At 67.7% G+C, this 18,520-nt stretch carries 16 protein-coding genes; 13 read left to right on the forward strand and 3 right to left on the reverse strand.

The window, feature by feature from the left end:
• The first annotated feature begins 61 nt into the window (after positions 1–61).
• Together ACE3SG_RS06045 and ACE3SG_RS06050 are read left to right on the forward strand one after the other, a co-directional pair.
• Positions 62–1,783 (forward strand): M14 family zinc carboxypeptidase, encoded by a 1,722-nt coding sequence (locus ACE3SG_RS06045; protein WP_374563166.1) that lies wholly within the window; start codon positions 62–64, stop codon positions 1,781–1,783.
• Positions 1,784–2,070: 287 nt separating this feature from the next.
• The gene (locus tag ACE3SG_RS06050; protein WP_374563168.1) at positions 2,071–3,024 is read left to right on the forward strand and encodes a LamG domain-containing protein; all 954 of its coding nucleotides are present in this window, start codon (positions 2,071–2,073) and stop codon (positions 3,022–3,024) included.
• 124 nt (positions 3,025–3,148) lie between these two features.
• Here the strand turns inward: ACE3SG_RS06050 and ACE3SG_RS06055 are convergent, their stop codons facing one another.
• Entirely contained in the window at positions 3,149–4,648 is a 1,500-nt protein-coding gene (locus ACE3SG_RS06055; protein ID WP_374563170.1) for a peptide MFS transporter, read from the reverse strand.
• Positions 4,649–4,836: 188 nt separating this feature from the next.
• Here ACE3SG_RS06055 and ACE3SG_RS06060 point away from each other — a divergent pair, with 188 nt between their 5' ends.
• The 8 genes from ACE3SG_RS06060 (at position 4,837) to ACE3SG_RS06095 (ending at position 12,586) form a co-directional block, all read left to right on the forward strand.
• A complete protein-coding gene (locus ACE3SG_RS06060) occupies positions 4,837–5,319 on the forward strand; it encodes a DinB family protein (protein ID WP_374563171.1) in 483 nt (160 codons plus the stop codon).
• A 440-nt stretch (positions 5,320–5,759) separates the two neighbouring features.
• The gene (locus ACE3SG_RS06065) at positions 5,760–6,242 is read left to right on the forward strand and encodes a hypothetical protein (protein ID WP_374563173.1); all 483 of its coding nucleotides are present in this window, start codon (positions 5,760–5,762) and stop codon (positions 6,240–6,242) included.
• Between the two features lie 46 nt (positions 6,243–6,288).
• Positions 6,289–6,624, forward strand: a complete 336-nt coding sequence (locus ACE3SG_RS06070; protein ID WP_374563174.1) for a hypothetical protein — start codon at positions 6,289–6,291, stop codon at positions 6,622–6,624.
• Between the two features lie 302 nt (positions 6,625–6,926).
• Positions 6,927–7,826 carry a dienelactone hydrolase family protein gene (locus ACE3SG_RS06075; RefSeq protein WP_374563176.1) on the forward strand — a complete coding sequence of 300 codons (900 nt, stop codon included), beginning with the start codon at positions 6,927–6,929 and terminating at the stop codon, positions 7,824–7,826.
• Positions 7,827–8,233: 407 nt separating this feature from the next.
• Positions 8,234–8,659, forward strand: a complete 426-nt coding sequence (locus tag ACE3SG_RS06080; RefSeq protein WP_374563177.1) for a nuclear transport factor 2 family protein — start codon at positions 8,234–8,236, stop codon at positions 8,657–8,659.
• A gap of 91 nt (positions 8,660–8,750) precedes the next feature.
• On the forward strand, positions 8,751–9,356 hold the full coding sequence (locus ACE3SG_RS06085; protein WP_374563179.1) for a hypothetical protein: 606 nt from the start codon (positions 8,751–8,753) through the stop codon (positions 9,354–9,356).
• Between the two features lie 48 nt (positions 9,357–9,404).
• Entirely contained in the window at positions 9,405–10,625 is a 1,221-nt protein-coding gene (locus ACE3SG_RS06090; protein ID WP_374563181.1) for a LanC-like protein, read from the forward strand.
• 371 nt (positions 10,626–10,996) lie between these two features.
• Positions 10,997–12,586: a M28 family peptidase gene (locus ACE3SG_RS06095; protein WP_374563183.1), complete on the forward strand. Its 1,590-nt coding sequence runs from the start codon at positions 10,997–10,999 to the stop codon at positions 12,584–12,586.
• Here ACE3SG_RS06095 and ACE3SG_RS06100 read toward each other — a convergent pair.
• Positions 12,567–13,592, reverse strand: a complete 1,026-nt coding sequence (locus ACE3SG_RS06100; RefSeq protein ID WP_374563185.1) for an LLM class flavin-dependent oxidoreductase — start codon at positions 13,590–13,592, stop codon at positions 12,567–12,569. The two genes, ACE3SG_RS06095 and ACE3SG_RS06100, sit on opposite strands and share 20 nt — an antisense overlap.
• A gap of 152 nt (positions 13,593–13,744) precedes the next feature.
• Here ACE3SG_RS06100 and ACE3SG_RS06105 point away from each other — a divergent pair, with 152 nt between their 5' ends.
• Positions 13,745–13,996 carry a DUF3297 family protein gene (locus ACE3SG_RS06105; protein WP_374563187.1) on the forward strand — a complete coding sequence of 84 codons (252 nt, stop codon included), beginning with the start codon at positions 13,745–13,747 and terminating at the stop codon, positions 13,994–13,996.
• A gap of 13 nt (positions 13,997–14,009) precedes the next feature.
• Positions 14,010–14,822: a hypothetical protein gene (locus ACE3SG_RS06110; protein WP_374563189.1), complete on the forward strand. Its 813-nt coding sequence runs from the start codon at positions 14,010–14,012 to the stop codon at positions 14,820–14,822.
• A gap of 47 nt (positions 14,823–14,869) precedes the next feature.
• Here the strand turns inward: ACE3SG_RS06110 and ACE3SG_RS06115 are convergent, their stop codons facing one another.
• Positions 14,870–16,579 carry a hypothetical protein gene (locus tag ACE3SG_RS06115; protein ID WP_374563191.1) on the reverse strand — a complete coding sequence of 570 codons (1,710 nt, stop codon included), beginning with the start codon at positions 16,577–16,579 and terminating at the stop codon, positions 14,870–14,872.
• Between the two features lie 224 nt (positions 16,580–16,803).
• On the opposite strand from ACE3SG_RS06115, the gene ACE3SG_RS06120 reads away from it, so the two are divergent.
• Positions 16,804–18,246: a polysaccharide lyase family 1 protein gene (locus ACE3SG_RS06120; protein WP_374563193.1), complete on the forward strand. Its 1,443-nt coding sequence runs from the start codon at positions 16,804–16,806 to the stop codon at positions 18,244–18,246.
• The last annotated feature ends 274 nt before the right edge of the window (positions 18,247–18,520 follow it).

The raw sequence follows: 18,520 nt of genomic DNA on the forward strand, positions 1-18,520 counted from the left end.
GGTTCGCGTGATGTTCTGCCTCATTCAAAATCGCCGCCAACCACCCACGAGGCAAACCGGCATGAACACTGATTGGGCCACCCCGTTCGAGCAGGGCAACGGCAACCAGACCACCACCTGGCAGGCGTGCATCGCCTTCCACCAGCGGCTGGCGCAAGCCTTTGCGCCGTGGCTGAAGTTCGAAGAGGCGGGCCGCTCCGACGGCGGCGTGCCGATCCATGTCGGCGTGTTCTCGGCCGATGGCGTGTTCGATCCGCAGGCGATCAAGGCCGCCGGCCGGCCGGTGTTCTTCAACAACAACGGCATCCACCCCGGCGAGCCCGAGGGCATCGATGCCTGCATGGCGCTGCTGCGCGACCTGTGCCTCGACCCCGCCCGGCGCGCGGCACTCGGGCGCACGGTGCTGGTCTACATCCCCGTCTACAACGTCGATGGCGCGCTGAACCGCGCCGACACCAGCCGCGTCAGCCAGAACGGGCCCGAGGCTTTCGGTTTTCGTGGCAACGCGCGCCACCTCGACCTGAACCGCGACTTCATCAAGGCCGACAGCCTGAACGCCCGCACCTTCGCGCAGGTCTTCACCCGCTGGGACCCCGACGTGATGGTCGACACCCACACCTCGAACGGCGCCGACTACCAGCATGTGCTGACGCTGATTGCCACCCAGCCCGACAAGCTGGGCGGCCACACCGGCGCGCACCTGCGCGAGGCAATGCTGCCGGCGCTGTATGCCGACATGGCGGCGCGCGGCTTTCCGATGTGCCCTTACGTGAACCCGGTCAAAGAGATCCCGGACGACGGCATTGCCGACTTCCTGGACCTGCCGCGCTTTTCCACCGGCTACGCCGCGCTGCACCACACGATCGGCTTCATGCCCGAGACGCACATGCTGAAGCCCTTCGAGGCGCGCTACCACAGCACCCGCGCGCTGGTGGACAGCGCGCTGGCCTACACGGTGGCGCAGGGTGAGGCCATCCGCGCCGCGCGCGCGGCCGACCGCGCGAGCGTCTCGGGCGGCGCGCCGGTGGCGCTGGACTGGCGGCTCGACGAGCAGCGCAGCCGGCCGTTCCGGTTCAGCGGGTTTCAGGCCGTGTACGAGCCGAGCCGGCTCGGCACCTACCAGCGCCTGCGCTACGAGCGCAGCGCACCGTGGCAGAAGGACATCCCGTACTTCGACCGCTACGAGGCCACCGCCACCGCCACGCCACCGCCCGCCTACCTGTTGCCGCAAGCCTGGCACGACGTGGCACTGCGCCTGCAGGCCCATGGCGTGCCGCTGCAGCGGGCCGCCCGCGCCGGCCGCGTGCCGGCCCAGGCCTGGCGCATCAGCCACTTCGAAAAACGCGCGCTGCCCTTCGAAGGCCGGCATCTGCACGACGTGCTGGAGGTGCAGGCCGAATCACTGGTTGCCGAGGTCGCCGAGGGCGACTGGCTGCTGCCGCTCGGCGGGCCGCACGACCGCTTCATCGTCGAGGTGATGGAGCCCTTGGGCCGCGACAGCTTCTTTCGCTGGTCGTTCTTCGACAGCGTGCTCGACAAGAAGGAAGACTTCAGCGACTACGTGTTCGAAGACGAAGCCGAGCGCCTGCTGGCCACCGAGCCCGGCCTGCACCAACGCTTCGACGCCTGGAAGGCCGCGCACCCCGACCAGCTTGGCGACCCGCAGGCCGTGCTCGGCTTCATCTTCCTCACCGCGCAGCGTTATGCCGAGCCCGAGTGGCGGCGGTATCCCGTGCTGCGCCTGCTCGAACGCCCGGCCGGCTTGCTCACCGCCACCGCCTGACGCGCCTAACGCACCAGAAGAGCGCACAGCAACGTGCCGCGGCAGCGGGTCTGGGCACGTTCACCGCGCGCCCGCGCCGGCCCCTGCAGACAAGGGGGGCCACGCCGCGCAAGCCCGCGCGCATTGACGCAGCGCAATGCCGCGCGATGGGCCGGGCATAGAGTGCCTCGCGCACCTCCGGGGTCTGCGCCGTCGGCCCACTCCGTTCGCAGGTGCGCTGGGGAGCCAGCTTGCTCTCGTCGTTCCAGCGGAGGTACCCGATGACCCCTCTTGATTCAGCGGTTCGAATGGAACCACTCGCCACGCCCAAGCCACCCCACGCACCTCGGCGCTGCCGGCCCGCTGCGCTGGCCATGGCCGCCGCCCTGCTGCTGTTCGCCCCGCTGTGCAACGCGGGCCTGGACGACGGGCTGATGGGTTACTGGAAGCTCGATGGCAACGGGCTGGACAGCAGCGGCAACGGCAACCACGGCACCTTCCATGGCGGCGCCACCCCCACCACCGACCACGCCGGCAAGGCCGGCATGGCCTACCAGTTCGACGGGGTCAACGGCTACATGAGCGTGCCGGACTCACCCACGCTGCACTCGCTGAACCAGCGCACGCTGTCGATGTGGTTCCGCTTCGATGGCGGCAACGTGCTGAACATGCCGATGATGCACCAGGGCAGCCACGACCAGATGCCCGATGGCTGCGAGGCAACGCGTGAGTTGGGGGTCCAGTTCTACCCGCGCGACCATGCGGTTCAAACCATCTCTGCCGGTGATGGGAAGTGCCAGCGGGTGGTGGCCGGGGTGGCGCCGAAAGACCCGGCCTGGCACCAGTTCACGACCGTCATCGACCGCCTGGTGGCACACCGGATCCAGGTCTATATCGACGGTGAACTGGCCGCCACCATCGCCGACCCGTACAGCAGCTTCAACACCTCGTCCGAAGAACTGCGCATCGCGTGGACGGTCGAGGAAAGCCGCTACCAGCCTTTCCATGGCGCGCTGGACGAGGTTCGTTTGTACAACCGCGCCTTGAGCAAGGCCGAGGTGCGCGAGCTCTACGAATCCACGCTGCCCATCAGCGGCGAGGCGCACGGGCTGGGGCAGTTCGGCGTGCACTGCCTCAACCGCACCACCGGGCAAACCGTGAACATCCCGAACAGCCGCGGCCCGTGGGACTGCGCAGCGGCCGGGCTGCTCACCTCACCCGGCGACAACGTCACCGTGCGGATCCACGGCCAGGCGCAGTAAGGGGTCGCTCCCCCTGGCCACCGGCGCCGAGATGCCCGGTGGCCTGCTGGTCGAGATCAACACCCGGGCCGGCGCGCACGCCTCGGTGCGCGGCTGACCGCGCAGCACCGCCGGCCCGCTGCCCTCAGCGCGGCGCCACGGCCGGCACCGGCTCGTCGGCCGCTGGCGTGTCCTTGTCGCGGATCAGCTTGCGCAGGAACGGGATCAACACGACCAGCGCCACGCCGACCGCCAAGCTGCCCAGCCCCAGCTTCATGAACTGGTCGGCATAGGCCGGGTTGCTGGCCACGGCGGTGCTGCCGCTCGGCTCGGGCAGCATGCCCGAGAAATCACCCGCGTAGACCGAGGCCAGGCCGGTCACGAGCATCCACGCACCCATCATCACGCCCTGGTACTGGCGCGGCGCGAGTTTGCCGATCATCGCGTAGCCCACCGGCGAGATCAGCAGCTCGCCCAGCGACTGCAGCACGTAGCTCAAGAACAGCCAATGAAAGGCCACCATGCCGCGGCTGTCGGCGCTTGCAATGCCGGCCGGCAAGATCATGAAGGCCAGCCCCATCAGCAACAGCGACACCGCGAACTGCTGCGGCACATCGATCCGCCAGCCCCGCGCGCGCAGCCGCACGAACAGCACCGACATCAGCGGGCCGCCGATCACGATCACCATCGTGTTGATGTTCTGGATCCACTGCGGCGCAATCTCGATGCCCCAGACGATGCGGTCGACGTTGTTGTCGGCAAAGGTCTGCAGGCCGTTCGGCGACATCTGGTACAGCGTCCAGAACACCAGCGAGCCGATCGACAGCACCAGGTAGGCCCACATGTTGTTGCGCTCGGCACGGTCGGTGTGGCGCAGCGTCAGCCAGACCAGCACCGCGGTGATGAGCGCGCAGGTCCACTTGACCAGGTCGCCGGTCGAGTCGGGCCGCTGCAGCATGTACCAGACGACCGGCACCAGGCCGACGAGGATCGCCATGCCGGCCGCGAAGCGCAGGCGAAACTGCTGCGGCGTGGCCTGCAGCAGCGGCGTGCTCAGGTCGGCCAGCGATTTCCAGTTGAGCAGCGCCAGCACGATCGCCGCCACGTTGCCCAGCGTCGCGAAGATGAACAGCTGGCTGTAGCTTTCGGTCAGCTGGTAGTGGCCGGCCGCGGTGAAGCCGATGAAGAAACCCACGTTCATGCCAGCGTAGTTCCAGAGGAACGCGCCCTCGCGGCGCATGTCGTCCGGCGCAAAGCGCTGCGTCAGCATCATGTTCAGGCAGGTCACGTTCAGCCCGCTGCCGGTCAAGAACAGCGCCAGGCCCCAGTACAGCAGCTCGGTCGTGCCGCCCGCGATGCAGGCGCAGCCGAACACCTGCAGCACCATGCCGCCGATGAACAGGTTGCGGTTGCTCATGAAGCGCCCGCCCAGGTAGCCGCCGAACAGGTGCAGGCCGTAGTTGAAGGCGCCGAACACGCCCATGATCGCGGCCGCGTCCTTGGCCGCGAAATGCAGGTGCTTGGTGGCATAGAGCACCAGCGTCGAATACAGCACCGCGAAGCCCAGTGTCGAGAACATCTGGACGAAGAACAGCGCGCCTGAACCTTCAGGAATCTGCGCCAGGCGGCTCTTGAATGTGGTCATGGTTCCCTCCAAGGCGTGCGGCTGCGGCTGCGTGGCACACCAAAAGTGGCGCGGATCATAGCCACCGCGCGCCCTGCGCCGGCGCCGCACGAGCTAGGGTCAACCCGGGTGGAGCGTCGGCTGGCGGCCAAAATGCGGCCATCCAGATTTCGATTGGCCGCCTGCCGGCTTCATCCATGCAAGACCCCGTGTACACCGCCCTGCTCGCCACTTTGGAAGAGATGCCCAAGTTCCTGCGCCACGCGCTTGCCGGCGTGTCGCGCGAGGCGCTGCTGCGCATGCCAGCGAACGACCGCTCGCACCTGCTGGAACACCTGTGGCACACGCGCGACTGCGACACCGATCTCTACGGCTTGCGCGTCCGGCGCATCCTGCGCGAAGACCGGCCGCAGCTCGAACCGGTCGACGTGGTGGCATGGCTCGAAGCCCGGGGCTACGAGTCACGCGAGGGCGACCAGGCCATCGCCGAATTCGAGCACGAGCGGGCCAGTCTCTTGTCCGAACTGAGGGCGCTGACACCAGCGCAACTGGCCCGGGTCGGCATTCGCGCGGATGGCACCGAAGTCTCGGTCCTCGACATCATTCAGCAACTGGCGCTGCACGACCAGGACCATCGCCAGAGAGTGGCCACGATCCTGCGGGGCTTCATGGAGGCTGCTGTACCTGCATGAGGATAGGGCGACGTTGAACCAGTCCCCGCGGGGCGGCGCGTTGGCGTGCTCTGCGACGGGCTCAAGTCGACCCGTTGCAGCCAGTCGCATTGGCGAAGGCTCGGCACGCGCCGAGGCTGCCGGGCGACCGGCTCCGTTCATGTCCCCCGGCGCTGGCCTTGCGGCCATCGCCTCCTCCTAATACTTCACTGCGCCGGTCACCCGACACCCTCGTCAAATCCAGCGGGTCTGCCCTGCGTTGATGGGCCACGACGGCGCCCGATCAGGACGATGGGGCGCTCTGCGCAGCGAAGTAAAGGAGGAGCCGACAGCCGCAGGCTGTTGGCGGGGGACATGAGCGGAGCAGAGTGCCCCGTCGTCCTGATCCCGCTGCTCCCGTTGTCGCCATCGAGCGACTGCAACGGGCCACCTGCAGTCGGCCGACCGACAATCGCCGCACGATGGCTCTCTGGCAGTTTGACCTCTTCCTCATTCCGCAACTTGGTTCAGCTCCAACGCTGGGCGCCGACGGATGGGTCTTGCCCTTGGTTCCGGCACGGGCAGTTCACTCCGCCCGCGGGCTGATCTCATCGTGGCTCGGTGAGCCCCGGTTCATCTGCGAAGACATCGCCGTGTTTGGCGCCGAAACAGGCAACAGGATCGACATCCTTCCGGGGCAGGATGGTGGCGCGGAAATCTGCGCCCGCATCGACGCTCGGGCGGAAAGCCTCCAATTCTGCCGACTCCTGAACGAGCTAGCGTCAGGCCTCGATTGCAAGTTCTTCTCGCCGGAGTTCGCATGCGAGATCGGCACAGAAACACAAGACTTGGTCGAGGCGTTGATGCGCTCACGCGCTTGGAGCTATGCGTTGAGCCCTGCCGCAACGCTTCGCCGCCTGGCCAATGGACCCCAGGTTCCGCAGGCTGATAGCAGACGCTCGTGAATGTACGCAGCGCATCTGCCAAACCTCCAGCCGCTAGACTCGGCCAATGCCGCGTCGTGAAGCACGCCACCATCACCATGTGTACGTGATCGAGTTGTCCGACCGCGTGTGGAACGAGCCGAGCTTCCGCAAGGCCAACCCGGATTACCAGCTGGGAAAGCCGTTTGTTTACGTCGGCATGACGGGACTCGACCCCGACCTGCGCTTCGACAAGCACAAGGCCGGCATCCAGGCCAACCGCTTCGTCCGCGAGTACGGCCTACAACTGCTGCCGCGCTTGTACGAGGTCTACAACCCGATGCCCTACGAGGCCGCTCGTGAGATGGAAGTGGAGCTTGCGATCGGCTTGCGCGAGGCCGGCTTCGGAGTTTGGCAGGCCTGAGCGAGCCCGCAGCGACGGGGTGGCCGCGAGCATCGCAACACCGGGCTGTCGTCGGCGAACGGCAGCTTCCACGGTGATGTGCTCCGGAAGCACGCCTCCATCCCCAACCTTCTCCGCGCGGCGTCGCGATCAGCTCGCGCAGTTCGCCCCGCGTCACCGAGGGCGCGCCTGTTCGGCCTGGCCACATCGTCAATGCCGTGTGCCGCGTGATCTTGGCGAGATCGATGCAAGCATTCAGAATGGTGCCGCCCATTCGTTTGGGCTCGATCTACTCACCGCTGATTCCCTCGGAGAGAAGAGATATGCAAACTTGGACGACTTGGCGGATGGCAAGAAATGCATCCTTGGCTGGCGTATTGGCGATGCTCACCCTGTTGGCGCCAATCGAAGTCGCTGCCCAAGAACTTGTGCGCATCCCCACAATTGCCCCCAATGCCGGGCGCGACATTGTTGAGGGGTCGTTGGCGTACCCAAGTTCCGCCGACGCGGTGAAGCCGTTTCCAGCAGTGATCCTCCTTCATGCAGGCGGGGGTTGGGAAGTACCCGTCACTGGTCAGTACGCAACAGCCCTCAATCGGGCTGGATTCGTCACGCTCGAGCTTCGGCTCTTCAGGAACGAAGCCGAGCGTGCGCCTTCGCGCATGGGATATCTCCAGAATCTTTACGACGCACTTCGCTTTCTCGGCGAACAGAAAGATGTCAACGCAGATCGCGTGTCCGTGGCAGGGTACTCGTTCGGAGGGATTCTTGCGTTGACATCTGCAACTTCGTGGGCCTACGAACGATTCGCCAGGAGCACCGGTCCCAGGTTTGCCGCCCACGCTCCGTTCTATCCAATTTGCTACCAATATGCGGCGTTCGCGAGAGCCGGGCGCCCTACAGCAGACTTGCCGGCTGACTTGCTGGCCAGGTGGACCGGAGCGCCAGTTCGAATCTTTGCCGGAGGACGGGATGACTACGACGATCGAGATCCACGTGCGTGCGAAGAGTTTGTCTCTCTCATTCCCGAGCCAAATAGAGCGAAGTTTTCGGTAACCGTGTATTCCGATGCGACTCACGGGTGGGATCAACCGAACGCGACGTTTTTCGAGAAGCTGGCTTGCAAGGGGCGCGGTTGTACGAATCGCAATGTTGCGAGCCCATCGATTACAGAGAGAAGCGTCGCAGACCTGGTTGCGTTTCTAGCCGCGTTCGGCCGTTAACGCTGCGTGCCGCAGCTCAAGCGCTAGCCGCGGGCACCTCGGCCCCTGCCATCTAGCGTCAGCTCGAACGGAAGCGGCCAACGGCATCGAACGAACGAGTTGGGTCGGGTACAGCCAACCGAGGCGGGCACAAGGCGTCGTTGGCGAGCCATCCATCGGCCGGCAAGGTCCAATGGCCGGTGACAAGGTGCAGCGGCCTACGAAGTGTGGACCCTCGAATGTCCGCTGACCGCCCCCGCTGACATCCAGGCCAGTCGCGGCGAATGACTGAACCCAGTCTGCGGCAGCACCCTCCCCCTGCGCATCCGCCGATCCAGCCAAGGCCGACAGAGGCCATTGTCGAAATCGACTGCGGTCGATCGTCGTAGGGATTGGAGGCCTCTTCCTCCGTCATCCGCCCTACCCCCATGCACCCCAACGACCCCGTCACCGCCGCCCTGGCCGCCTACCGCGATGCCGTCCTCGCCAAAGATGTCGACGCTTTCTGCGCGCTCTACGACACCGACCTTCACGTCTTCGATCTGTGGGGCCAGTGGCAACACCAGGGCCTTGCGGACTGGCGCGCCATGGCCGAGGGCTGGTTCGGCTCGCTCGGCGATGAACACGTCGTCGTCGAGTTCGCCGACGTCCACGCCGACCTGGCGCAAGACCTGGCCGTCGGCCACGCGTTCGTCCGCTTCTCGGCGCAGTCGGCCCAGGGGCAGACACTGCGTTCGCTGGACAACCGCCTGACGCTCGTGATGCGCCGGCGCGAGGGCGCCTGGAAGATCGTGCACCAGCACACCTCGGCGCCGATCGAGCACGCCTCGTGCAAGGCCATGCTGCAACGTTGACGGGTTAGGGAACTCCGGCCCGGCGCCCGGGTCTGTCTGCGCTGTCTCACCGCCGCAGCGAGCGTGCATGCCCGATCACCGTCGAACCCTCGTGCCGGCGCGCGCCCGTTCGCAGAAGCTGGCGCTGTTGTTGATGATTTCGGCATCGCATGTCGGGCTCTTGTATCTGCTGCGCCAGGCCATCACCACCAAGACGGCGCCCAAGGCCCCAGAGCGCACCATCGCCTACCTCTCGCTGCCGCTGGAGCGCGCACACGCCTCTCCAGGCGCGATCCATCGGCGGCCCGTGCCTCATCGCTCCAGCCCGTCGTCATCGGCGATCACCCTCTTTCGGCCGTCGATCGATTCGCCTGCGTCGTTGGCGGCCGGCCCATCCGAATCAGGCCCGGCGTCACCCGAGCCCACTGCCCCGGCGGCTTCTGCTCCGCCGCCTGCCCTTGATCTGAGCCTGCCTGCGCGGCCAGCGCGGGCCTACCGGCCCACGCCTGCCGAACTGGCGTTGCATGACCCGCGGGCCAACACCTTGCGGCTGTCCCGCAGCGAGCGCTTCGGCATGGCCATGGGCGAGTACGAGTGCATCTTCGAGCGTCTGGAGCCCGACGGCTCGCTCACCCGCGGCCCCGGCCACAGGGCGGCCGTGCCAGGGCTCTCGCCCAATGCGCACACGGGCAAGCCGGTGATGGAGTGCGTGCCTTGACGGCAGGCGGACAATGCCCGCCCACCCCACCATTCGCCACGCCGTCGCATGCTCCACGAACCCGACCGCCACGAAGCCCTGCAGACGATCGCGTGGGACGAAGCCCGCGCGCGGCAGGAGATCGAACGCATCGTCGCCGATGCGCTGGCCCGCTTCACGCCCGAGGCGCTGTGGCCGCCGCACGCGCAAGACATCGACGCCGGCGACGACCCGCACCAGCCGTTCACGCCGCTGTATTTCGGCGCGGCGGGGGTGATGTGGGCCATCCAGTACCTGCAGGCGGTGGGCGCCGCGCCGGGCGAGAGCCGCTTCGACGAGCATTTCGGCGCGCTGATCGAGCGCAACCGTGCCTGGCTGGCCGCCTCGTCGGCCAGCGACTCGCACGCCGCTTTCCTGATGGGCGACACGCCGGTGCTGATGATGGCGCAAGAGCACGCCGCCAGCGAAGCGCGCGCGACGCAGCTGCTGGCGCTGATCGACGGCAACCTCGACCACCCCGCGCGTGAGCTGATGTGGGGCGCGCCCGGCACGATGCTGGCCGCGCTGTTTCTGCACCGGCGCTTTGGCGACCCACGCTTTGCCGACGCCTTTCGCCGCAACGCCGCGCAGCTGCGCTCGCAGCTGAAGTGGTCTGAAGAACACGGCTGCCATTACTGGGACCAGGATCTCTACGGTGGCCACTACACCTTTCTCGACGCGGTGCACGGTTTTGCCGCCACGGCCGCGGTGCTGATCCGCGGCCGCGATCTGCTGCCGGCCGAAGACTGGGCCGCCTGGCAAGACCTGATCGTCAACACCGTCGACAAGACAGCGCTGCGCGAAGACGGCCTGGCCAACTGGCCGGCCTACCTGGTCAACCCCGGCACGCGCCCGCAGAAGAAGCTGATGCAGTTCTGCCATGGCTCGCCGGGCTTCGTGATCTGCCTGGCCGACCTGCCCGATGCGCGGCTGGACGAGCTGCTGCTGGCCGCCGGCGAGGCCACCTGGGTCGCCGGGCCGCTGAACAAGGGCTCGAACCTGTGCCACGGCACCGGCGGCAACGGCTACGCGTTCTTGAAGCTGCACGAGCGCACGGGCGACGCGCGCTGGCTCGAGCGCGCCCGCGCGTTCGCGATGCACGGCATTCAACAGACCATGAACGACGAGCGGCGCCACGGCCAGCCGCGCTACTCGCTGTGGACCGGTGACCCGGGCTTTGCGGTCTACCTGTGGGACTGCATCCGCGCGAAAGCAGCCTTCCCAACGCTGGACGTCTTCTTCGCCAGCTGATCGACCACCGGGCGGCCGCAGCGCTTGCGGCCGCCTGCGGGATCGGATGGCCGCGGACCTCGGCCGTTAGGCCGAATCATCAACAGGTGTCAACAAAGGCGCGCCTTCTCTGGGCATGGCCGCTCGCATGGCGAATACTCGCGCAAACACCACCCCGCCGCGTGGACCATGCGGCAGTCCAGGACGACCTGGACAATGGTCCGGTCCTGTTCGCCGAGCCCAGTCGCTCACGCCGTTGCCGCCGCCGGCTGTTGTTGCCCCCTCCGCATGCCTTGGCCTGTGGGGGCGGCGTGGCTCGGCAGCAGCGAATCAACTGGACGCCTGGTGACCCAAGGACCTTGAAATCCAACATTCAGGAGACAAGGTTGACCATGAACCCGTTGCTTCGCCCCACCTCGGCCACCCTCTTGGCCGCGCTGCTCTGCGCCACCCACGCCTGGGGCCAGACACCCGAGCAGCCCAGCGCTGAAGCGCCCGCCACCGGCCCCACCAACAAGGAGTGCGAGGCCCGCGCCAACGACACCGTCGCCAAGCTGCTCGAGTGCATCCGCAAGGACCCGCTGTGGAAGACGCTGAGCGCCTTTCAGGACATCTCGGACGCCCATCCCGGCTCAGACGGCCACGGCAACCGCGACACCGGCACCGCCGGCTACAAGGCCTCGGTCGACCATGTGGCGGCCAAGATGAAGAAGGCCGGCTACAAGGTCACGGTCCAGAAGTACAACTACACGACCTCGGTGATCGACGGCGTGCCGCACTTCGGCGCGTCCGACCGCGAGTTCACGCTGGGCAAAGAGTGGTTCGTGGCCCGGCTGTCTGCCGGCGGCACGCTGGCCGCCCCGATTCAGCCGCTTGGTGGCACCGGCACCGGTTGCCACGCCGACGACTTCGCCGGCTTCGTGCCCGGCCACATCGCGCTGCTGCAGCGGGGCCCGTGTGCCTATGACACCCAGGTCGCGCGGTCGCAAGCGGCCGGCGCCAAGGCCGTCATCGTCTACAACAACCGCCACCAGTTACCCGCGGCCACCGAGGCCGAGGCGCTGGCCGAGCCCGCCGGTGCGGGCGGCGGCGGCGCGTTCGAGTTGCGGCTCACCACGCCGGCCACGATCCCGGTGATCGGCGCCGTCTCGTACGCGGTGGGTGCCCGCCTGGCGCAGGCGCATGCCCGGGGCGAGGCACCGCTGGCGCGGGTCGACATCCGCACGCGGGCGCAGGCCGGCGTCGACTACAACCTGATCGCCGAGTCACCGTTCGGCGACACCAACTCGGTGGTCGTCGTCGAAGGCCACCTCGATTCGATCTACGGCGCCGGCATGCTCGACAACGCCTCGGGCTCGGCCACCATCCTCGAGATCGCGCTGAAGCTGGCCAAGACGCCCACCCGCAACCAGCTGCGCTATGTGTGGTTCGGTGGCGAAGAGATCGGCCTGCTGGGCTCGCGCTACTACACGAAGAACCTGACCACCGCGCAGCGCAACCGAATCGCCTTCGATGTCGATGCCGACGTCACCGCCACGCCCAACTTCGACTACCTGGTGGCCGACCCGGCCAACGCGTCGAACGTCGACCGGTTCCCCGACAACGTGGTGCCCGAGTCGAAGATCGGCAACCAGTTCTTCGCCGACTACTTCGCCTCGGTCGGCATCCCGTCACGCGCGGCGTCGTTCGGCAACGATGGCACCGACTCCAACTCGTTCAGCCTGGTCGGCATCCCGAACACCGGCATCCTGACGCAGCAAAACTGCTGCAAGCGGTCCTGGGAGGTCGACATCTGGGGCGGCGTCACCGGCAACTACGAAGGCAAGATCCCGGGCACCGATGGCGGCTGCGTCGACCGCTCGCACCGCTGGTGCGACAACCTGTCGAACAACGACCCGGTGGTGCTGGAGGTGGCGTCGAAGGCCACCGCCTACGCGGTGTTCAACCTGGCCAACCACACCTTCACCGCCCGCCAGCGCTGAGGGCTGCGCCGCGTGGGGCCGCCACCATGCCGGCGGCCTCGGCAATGCGCTCGATCGAGCGGCGCCGCAGGGCGGGGTCGAACACCGCCGAGACGATCATCAGCTCGTCGGCCTGGGTCTCGTCGGCAAACCGCTGCAGCCCGTGGCGCACCGTGTCGACCGAGCCGACGATCGAGCAGGCCAGCATGCCGGCGGCGTGGTGCTTCTCGGCCGGTGTCCAGTAGCTGTCGATGTCGTCGATCGGCGGCGGGAACAACCCGCGCCGGTTGCGCACCATGTTCGTGAACGCCTGCTGCTGCGAGGTGAACAGCCGCCGCGCTTCGTCGTCGGTCTCGGCCGCGATCACGTTCAGGCCGACCATCGCATACGGCTTGGGCTGCCGCGCCGACGGCCGGAACGTGCTGCGGTAGACCTGCAGCGCCTGCTGCAACGCGGCCGGCGCGAAGTGCGAGGCAAACGCATAGGGCAGGCCCAGCGCCGCGGCCAGTTGCGCACCGAACAGGCTGGAGCCGAGGATCCACAGCGGCACGCGCAGCCCGGCCCCCGGCACCGCGCGGATCGCCTGGCCCTCTTGCACCGGCTCGAACAGCGCCTGCAGCTCCTGCACGTCTTGCACGAAGGTGTCGGCCGCGTGCGGGTCGCGCCGCAGCGCCTGGGCGGTGTGCTGGTCGGTGCCCGGGGCACGGCCCAGGCCCAGGTCGATGCGGCCCGGGTAGAGCGATTCGAGCGTGCCGAACTGTTCGGCGATCACCAGCGGCGAATGGTTGGGCAGCATCACGCCGCCCGCGCCGACCCGCAGCGTGGTGGTGCCGCCGGCCAGGTAACCGATGACGACCGAGGTCGCCGCGCTGGCGATACCGGTCATGTTGTGGTGCTCGGCCACCCAGTAGCGGGTGTAGCCCAGCCGCTCGGCGGTCTGCGCCAGGGCCAGGCTGTGGCGCAGCGCGTCGGCCGGCGTGGCGCCGACGGTCACCGGCACGAGATCGAGGATGGAAAGTGGTGTCATGGCCCAATGTAGGGCCAAGCCATGAACCCCACGGGGTGTCGGCCCTTGCCGATCTGTGCTTGCATTCGGCCGGCCTGGGCAGCGGGGCGCGCGAATCCTCGACAATGCGCGCCTTCGCGGCCCCATCGCGAGCTGAGCATTTCGAGGACCCCATGAGCCAAGACGACAAGACGCCCCCGCCGCTGCCCGACCACCTGTCGGTCGACCCGAAGAGCCCGCACCACGTGGCCGCCGTGTTCGAGCATGACATCGGCATCCGCTTCAACGACAAGGAGCGGCACGACGTCGAGGAATACTGCGTCAGCGAAGGCTGGATCAGGGTGCCCGCCGGCAAGACGCTGGACCGCAAGGGCAAGCCGATGCTGATCAAGCTGAAGGGCAAGGTCGAAGCCTTCTACCGCTGAAAGGCCAGCGCATATGACGAGCTCACCGAGAAGCCCCCGCACCCGGCGGCCCGCACGATCGGCCTCGACGACTGCCACCGAGCCCCACCCGCCCGAGGTATTGGCCGGCCAGGCGCCGCACGCGCAGCGCGACGGCGTCTACTTCGAATCGGCCTTCGCGAGCGCGGCCAAGAAGCCCATCGACGGCGTGGCGCTGCAGGCGGCGCTGGCCGCGCTGGGCTGGTCGGCGCTGGCGCTGGACGGTGACCCGAAGCGGCCGTCTCGAAAGCCGCAGACGCTGGAGGCCACCTGGCTCGTCAGCGCCCGGCACTCGCAGGCAGCGCTCGAAGCCGCCGTGGCGACGGCCGTGGCGCAGCTGTCGGCGTCGGACGAACTGGACGACTGGCTGCAAGACTTCACCCAGTCCGGCCAGGGCGCGAGCTTCGAGCTGGAACACTTCAAGGGCTGGTCGGCGCTGCAGTGGTTCAGGCACGAGTTCGGCGACGGTGGTGATGGCGACGACAACGGCGACGACAGCGACGATGACGCCGACGAAGACGACGACGACGACGGCGACGGCGATGACGATGGCCCCGCGGCCACCGTGCACGCCGACGCCGCGGCCACCAAGCCTTTCGCCACCTTCCCCGCCGCGTTGCAGGCCACCCTGGCCCGCTCGCGCCAGGTCTATGCGCTGCGCAGCGAGCAGGCCAGCGACGACAGCGCCGCCTGGCAGCCGGCGCTGGCCGAGGCCTGCGAGGCGATGGCCCGCGCGCTGGGCGCGAGCACCGCATCGGTCGAGCTGTTCGAACGCGACAGGCGCGACTGGGCTTACCGCATCTGGTGAGCCGCCCGGGCGGCGCGGGCCGGTGAGGCCAGGCCCGCGCGCCGGCGTCAGTAGTGCCCCGGCCCTGCGAAGTGCGGCGCGCTGCGCAGCGCCTGGGCGCCGGTGAACGGTGTCAGGCCGCCACCGGCCGGCGCGAACTTCTTGAAGTAGTCGAGCACCGTCAGGTCCTGGCGAAAGTTGTTGTCCTGCGGCAGCGGCTCGCTGATGTTGGCCGTGCAGTCGCGGCCGAGGAAGCTGCGGCAGTTTTGCTGCGCCGAGTCGCTGACCTGCGTCAGCGGGGCCCAGATGTAGCCCGCGTCGCTGCTGTCGATGATCGGCACCGAGACGTTGCCGAAGTGGTTTCCCTCGACCAGCACGCGCGCCGGCTGGTGCGCGTCCAGCGCGTGCCAGAAGCCATCATCGAAGGCGTTGTTGACCAGGTGCATCAGGCTGCTGCCGGTGCCTGCGCCCACGTCGGGCGCACGGCCCGAGAAGTGCCGCACCCAGTTGTTGGCGAAGGTGATGCTGTCGGCGTTGCCGATCAGCAGCAGGTTCCAGTAGTGCTTGCCGTTGCAGTAGGGCGAGTAGTCGTTGGTGCCGTCGAAATCGTTCCACGAGATCGTCACGTTGGCGGCCTTGCCGTAGCCCGCGACGATCATCTGACGGCCGATGCGGTTGAAGCGGTTGTGGTCGATCCAGACGCGGTCGGCATCGTTCAGCGTGATCGCATCGCCGGCGAACACCACCCCGGCGTTCAGGTCGCGGAAGGTCAGGTTGCGGATCACAACGTTGGACGCGCCGCGGCCGACGATCACGCCCTTGCCGCGGATCGTCGCCTGGTTGCCCTCGCCGACCAGCGTCTTGTTCGAGCCGATCAGCAGCGGCGTCGCGCCGGCCTTGTCGAAGGTGACATCGAACTTGGTCTTGCCGTCGCAGTGGGTGTCGGCATCGTTCAGCAAGGCCAGGCGCTCGCTCTTCATCGGCGCGGTGCACTGCGCGGTGTAGCAGCCGAGCTTGGTCTGCGTGCCTTCGCTGCCGGTGAAGTCAATCGTGCCCTTGACCTTGACGATGCGGGGCGTGTTGTCGGTGCAGGTACCGTTGCTGCTTGCGCCGCACAGCGCATCGCGCAGGCCTTGCGGGGTGGTGACCACGACCTTCTCGCCGCCCTCGCCGCCGGTCACCTGGCTGCCGAAGCCGCGTGGCACGGACGACAGCGCATCGGGCACATAGACCGTGGCGCGCAGCAGCACCGTGCCGACCGCGTTGTCGCCCACCCAGACCTTGTGCGCCGGCCCACCCTTCGGGAAGCCGCTGGGCAACTGGCCGTTCAGCTCGGTGGCCATCGGCCAGCTGCTGTCGTCGTAGCCGAGGTTGGCCCAGGGGCCGGCCGGGCCGCCGGTCTCGCTGCCCACCGCGAGCCTGGCCCGCCACAGCAGGCCACTGCCCATGCGGCCGAAGGCGCCGTTCAGGTCGGCCACCGCGAAGCGCGACTTGGCGCTGCCCGCCGTGGCCCGCAGCGCGATGGCGTTGTCGCCGATCACCAGCGCCCGCGCATAGGCCGCCAGGCGTGTCGCGTCGGCCGAGCGGCCCATGTACTGGCCGTTGATGTAGACCTCGACCTGCCCGCTGCCTTGCACGGTGATCTTGCTCTGGCCCGGGTCGAACGCGTGGGCGCCGGGCGCCAGGCCCAGCGCCGCGCCAGCCAGCACACAGGCCAGCCGGCGGCGTGGGAGCAGCCCACGAAGGCACACGATCGCTGCGCTGAAAAGTAAATCCATTTGATGAATTCGGGTTGGCCGATGACGGCGCCGACTGTAGGCGTTTGCACCCGTGAGACGTCGTAAGAGATTGAAAACATATGACTATATTGATGGCCAGCGTTGTCATTCATCGCGATACTGCGGCCGCCTCGGGGCACCCCCTCGCCAGGCATTCGCCGACGCCAGCCCACCCCACGGCGGCGGCCTCATTCATCACCCATCACAAACCCGGAGAACATTGGATGGACCATCGCCGTGAATGGCTGGTAGCCGCTTTTGGCCTCGTGGCCGCGACGCAGGTGCAAGCCCGCGACTGGCCGGAGGGCTACTCGAAGTGCGCCGACGAACACGAGACCTGCAAGGTGGGCACCGCGCCCCGCCCGGTCTCGTACGGCATCAAGGACCGCTGGGTCATCAAGACCCTGACCGGCAACCCCGTGTGCGAAACCGCCACCTTCGGCAGCGACCCGTATCCCGGCGTGGTGAAGAAGTGCGCGGTCGGGCCGATCGGCACACCGCCGCCGCCTCCTCCGCCTCCTCCGCCTCCTCCGCCCCCTCCTCCTCCGCCGCCCCCGCCCCCGCCGCAAGACGCCAGCCGTGAAGTCGCGCCCACCTCGGGCTGGGCCGGCCAGGCCGGCGGCACCGCCGGTGGCAGCAAGGCTGCCGACAGTGCGGTCTACACCGTCAGCTCACCCTACAGCCTGCTGAAGGCGCTGAAAGACCAAGGCTCGAACCCGAAGATCATCAAGGTCTCGGGCACGATCGACATGACCGCGGCTGACAACGGCGGCCCGTTCAAGAGCGGGTCGGACCAGGCGGCGCGCAACGCGATCCGCCTGCCGTCGAACACCACGCTGATCGGCGTCGGCAACAGCGCGCAGCTGCTGAACGCGACGGTGATGATCTCGGGCGTGGACAGCGTCATCGTGCGCAACCTGCGCATCGTCAACCCCTGCGACATCGCGCCGGTGTGGGACCCGAACGACGGCGACAGCGGCAACTGGAACTCGCGCTTCGACGGCATCACGGTCGACAACGCCCGGCACGTGTGGATCGACCACAACCTGTTCACCGATGCGCCAGTGACCGACGACACGCTGCCGGTCGTCAACGGCAAGACCAAGCAATGCCACGACGGCGCGCTGGACATCAAGAACGCGGCCGACTATGTGACGGTGTCGAACAACATCTTCGACCAGCACGAGAAGAACAACCTGGTCGGCTCGTCGGACAGCAGCAGCGGCGACGATGGCCACCTGGCCATCACCTTCGTGCAGAACCTGTTCCACTCGGTCGGCGAGCGTTCACCGCGGGTGCGCTTTGGCAAGGTCCACATCTACAACAACTCGTACCAGGGCAACCGCTCGGCGAGCGTCTATGCGCACGAGTACAGCATTGGCGTGGGCTACAAGGCGCGCATCATCTCGCAGGCCAACGCCTTCGACATCGGCGGCGCCAGTAGCTGCCCGCAGGTGGTCACCAACCCGGGCTCGTCGAGCAAGACCGGCGCCATCACCGACAGCGGCTCGCTGCTGAACGGCGCCGCGCTGTCGTTGTCGAGCAAGTGCAGCTTCAGCAGCGCGGTGGGCTGGACGGTGCCCTACAGCTTCCCGCTGTTGTCGGCCAGCGTGGTGCGCACCACTGTGGAGGCCAACGCCGGGGTCGGCAAGCTGACCGTCAAGTGACGGCCTGTTGAGCGCGGCGGCCTGGGGCACACCGCCCCGGGCCGCCGGCCCAAGCCCGTGGGCTCAATGGAAGAACAGGTACAGCACGATCAGCACGATGCCCGGTACGCCCAACAACCATGCGAGGAAATACTTGCCCATGATGTGCTCCGTGTCGGAAAGTGTTGAAGTGACACGAGCGTAAAAGCGGCGCGCTCAGCCGGCAGGCAGCCGGCAGCGCAAGTTGGCGTAGGACAGTGCCGATGGTGAGGCATCGCGAGGCATTGCAAAGCGC

Origin of the sequence: Ideonella sp., from assembly GCF_041914305.1 — a bacterium.
Classification (GTDB): Bacteria; Pseudomonadota; Gammaproteobacteria; order Burkholderiales; family Burkholderiaceae_C; genus Ideonella.

Bases quoted from the DNA above. Each gene is read 5' to 3' on its own strand.
- ACE3SG_RS06075 (WP_374563176.1), top strand. From the start codon at position 6,927: ATGCAAACTTGGACGACTTGGCGGATGGCAAGAAATGCATCCTTGGCT.
- ACE3SG_RS06105 (WP_374563187.1), top strand. From the start codon at position 13,745: ATGAGCCAAGACGACAAGACGCCCCCGCCGCTGCCCGACCACCTGTCG.
- ACE3SG_RS06110 (WP_374563189.1), top strand. From the start codon at position 14,010: ATGACGAGCTCACCGAGAAGCCCCCGCACCCGGCGGCCCGCACGATCG.
- ACE3SG_RS06100 (WP_374563185.1), bottom strand. From the start codon at position 13,592: ATGACACCACTTTCCATCCTCGATCTCGTGCCGGTGACCGTCGGCGCC.
- ACE3SG_RS06065 (WP_374563173.1), top strand. From the start codon at position 5,760: ATGGCTCTCTGGCAGTTTGACCTCTTCCTCATTCCGCAACTTGGTTCA.
- ACE3SG_RS06045 (WP_374563166.1), top strand. From the start codon at position 62: ATGAACACTGATTGGGCCACCCCGTTCGAGCAGGGCAACGGCAACCAG.
- ACE3SG_RS06095 (WP_374563183.1), top strand. From the start codon at position 10,997: ATGAACCCGTTGCTTCGCCCCACCTCGGCCACCCTCTTGGCCGCGCTG.
- ACE3SG_RS06115 (WP_374563191.1), bottom strand. From the start codon at position 16,579: ATGGATTTACTTTTCAGCGCAGCGATCGTGTGCCTTCGTGGGCTGCTC.
- ACE3SG_RS06080 (WP_374563177.1), top strand. From the start codon at position 8,234: ATGCACCCCAACGACCCCGTCACCGCCGCCCTGGCCGCCTACCGCGAT.
- ACE3SG_RS06050 (WP_374563168.1), top strand. From the start codon at position 2,071: ATGGAACCACTCGCCACGCCCAAGCCACCCCACGCACCTCGGCGCTGC.
- ACE3SG_RS06090 (WP_374563181.1), top strand. From the start codon at position 9,405: ATGCTCCACGAACCCGACCGCCACGAAGCCCTGCAGACGATCGCGTGG.
- ACE3SG_RS06055 (WP_374563170.1), bottom strand. From the start codon at position 4,648: ATGACCACATTCAAGAGCCGCCTGGCGCAGATTCCTGAAGGTTCAGGC.
- ACE3SG_RS06120 (WP_374563193.1), top strand. From the start codon at position 16,804: ATGGACCATCGCCGTGAATGGCTGGTAGCCGCTTTTGGCCTCGTGGCC.
- ACE3SG_RS06070 (WP_374563174.1), top strand. From the start codon at position 6,289: ATGCCGCGTCGTGAAGCACGCCACCATCACCATGTGTACGTGATCGAG.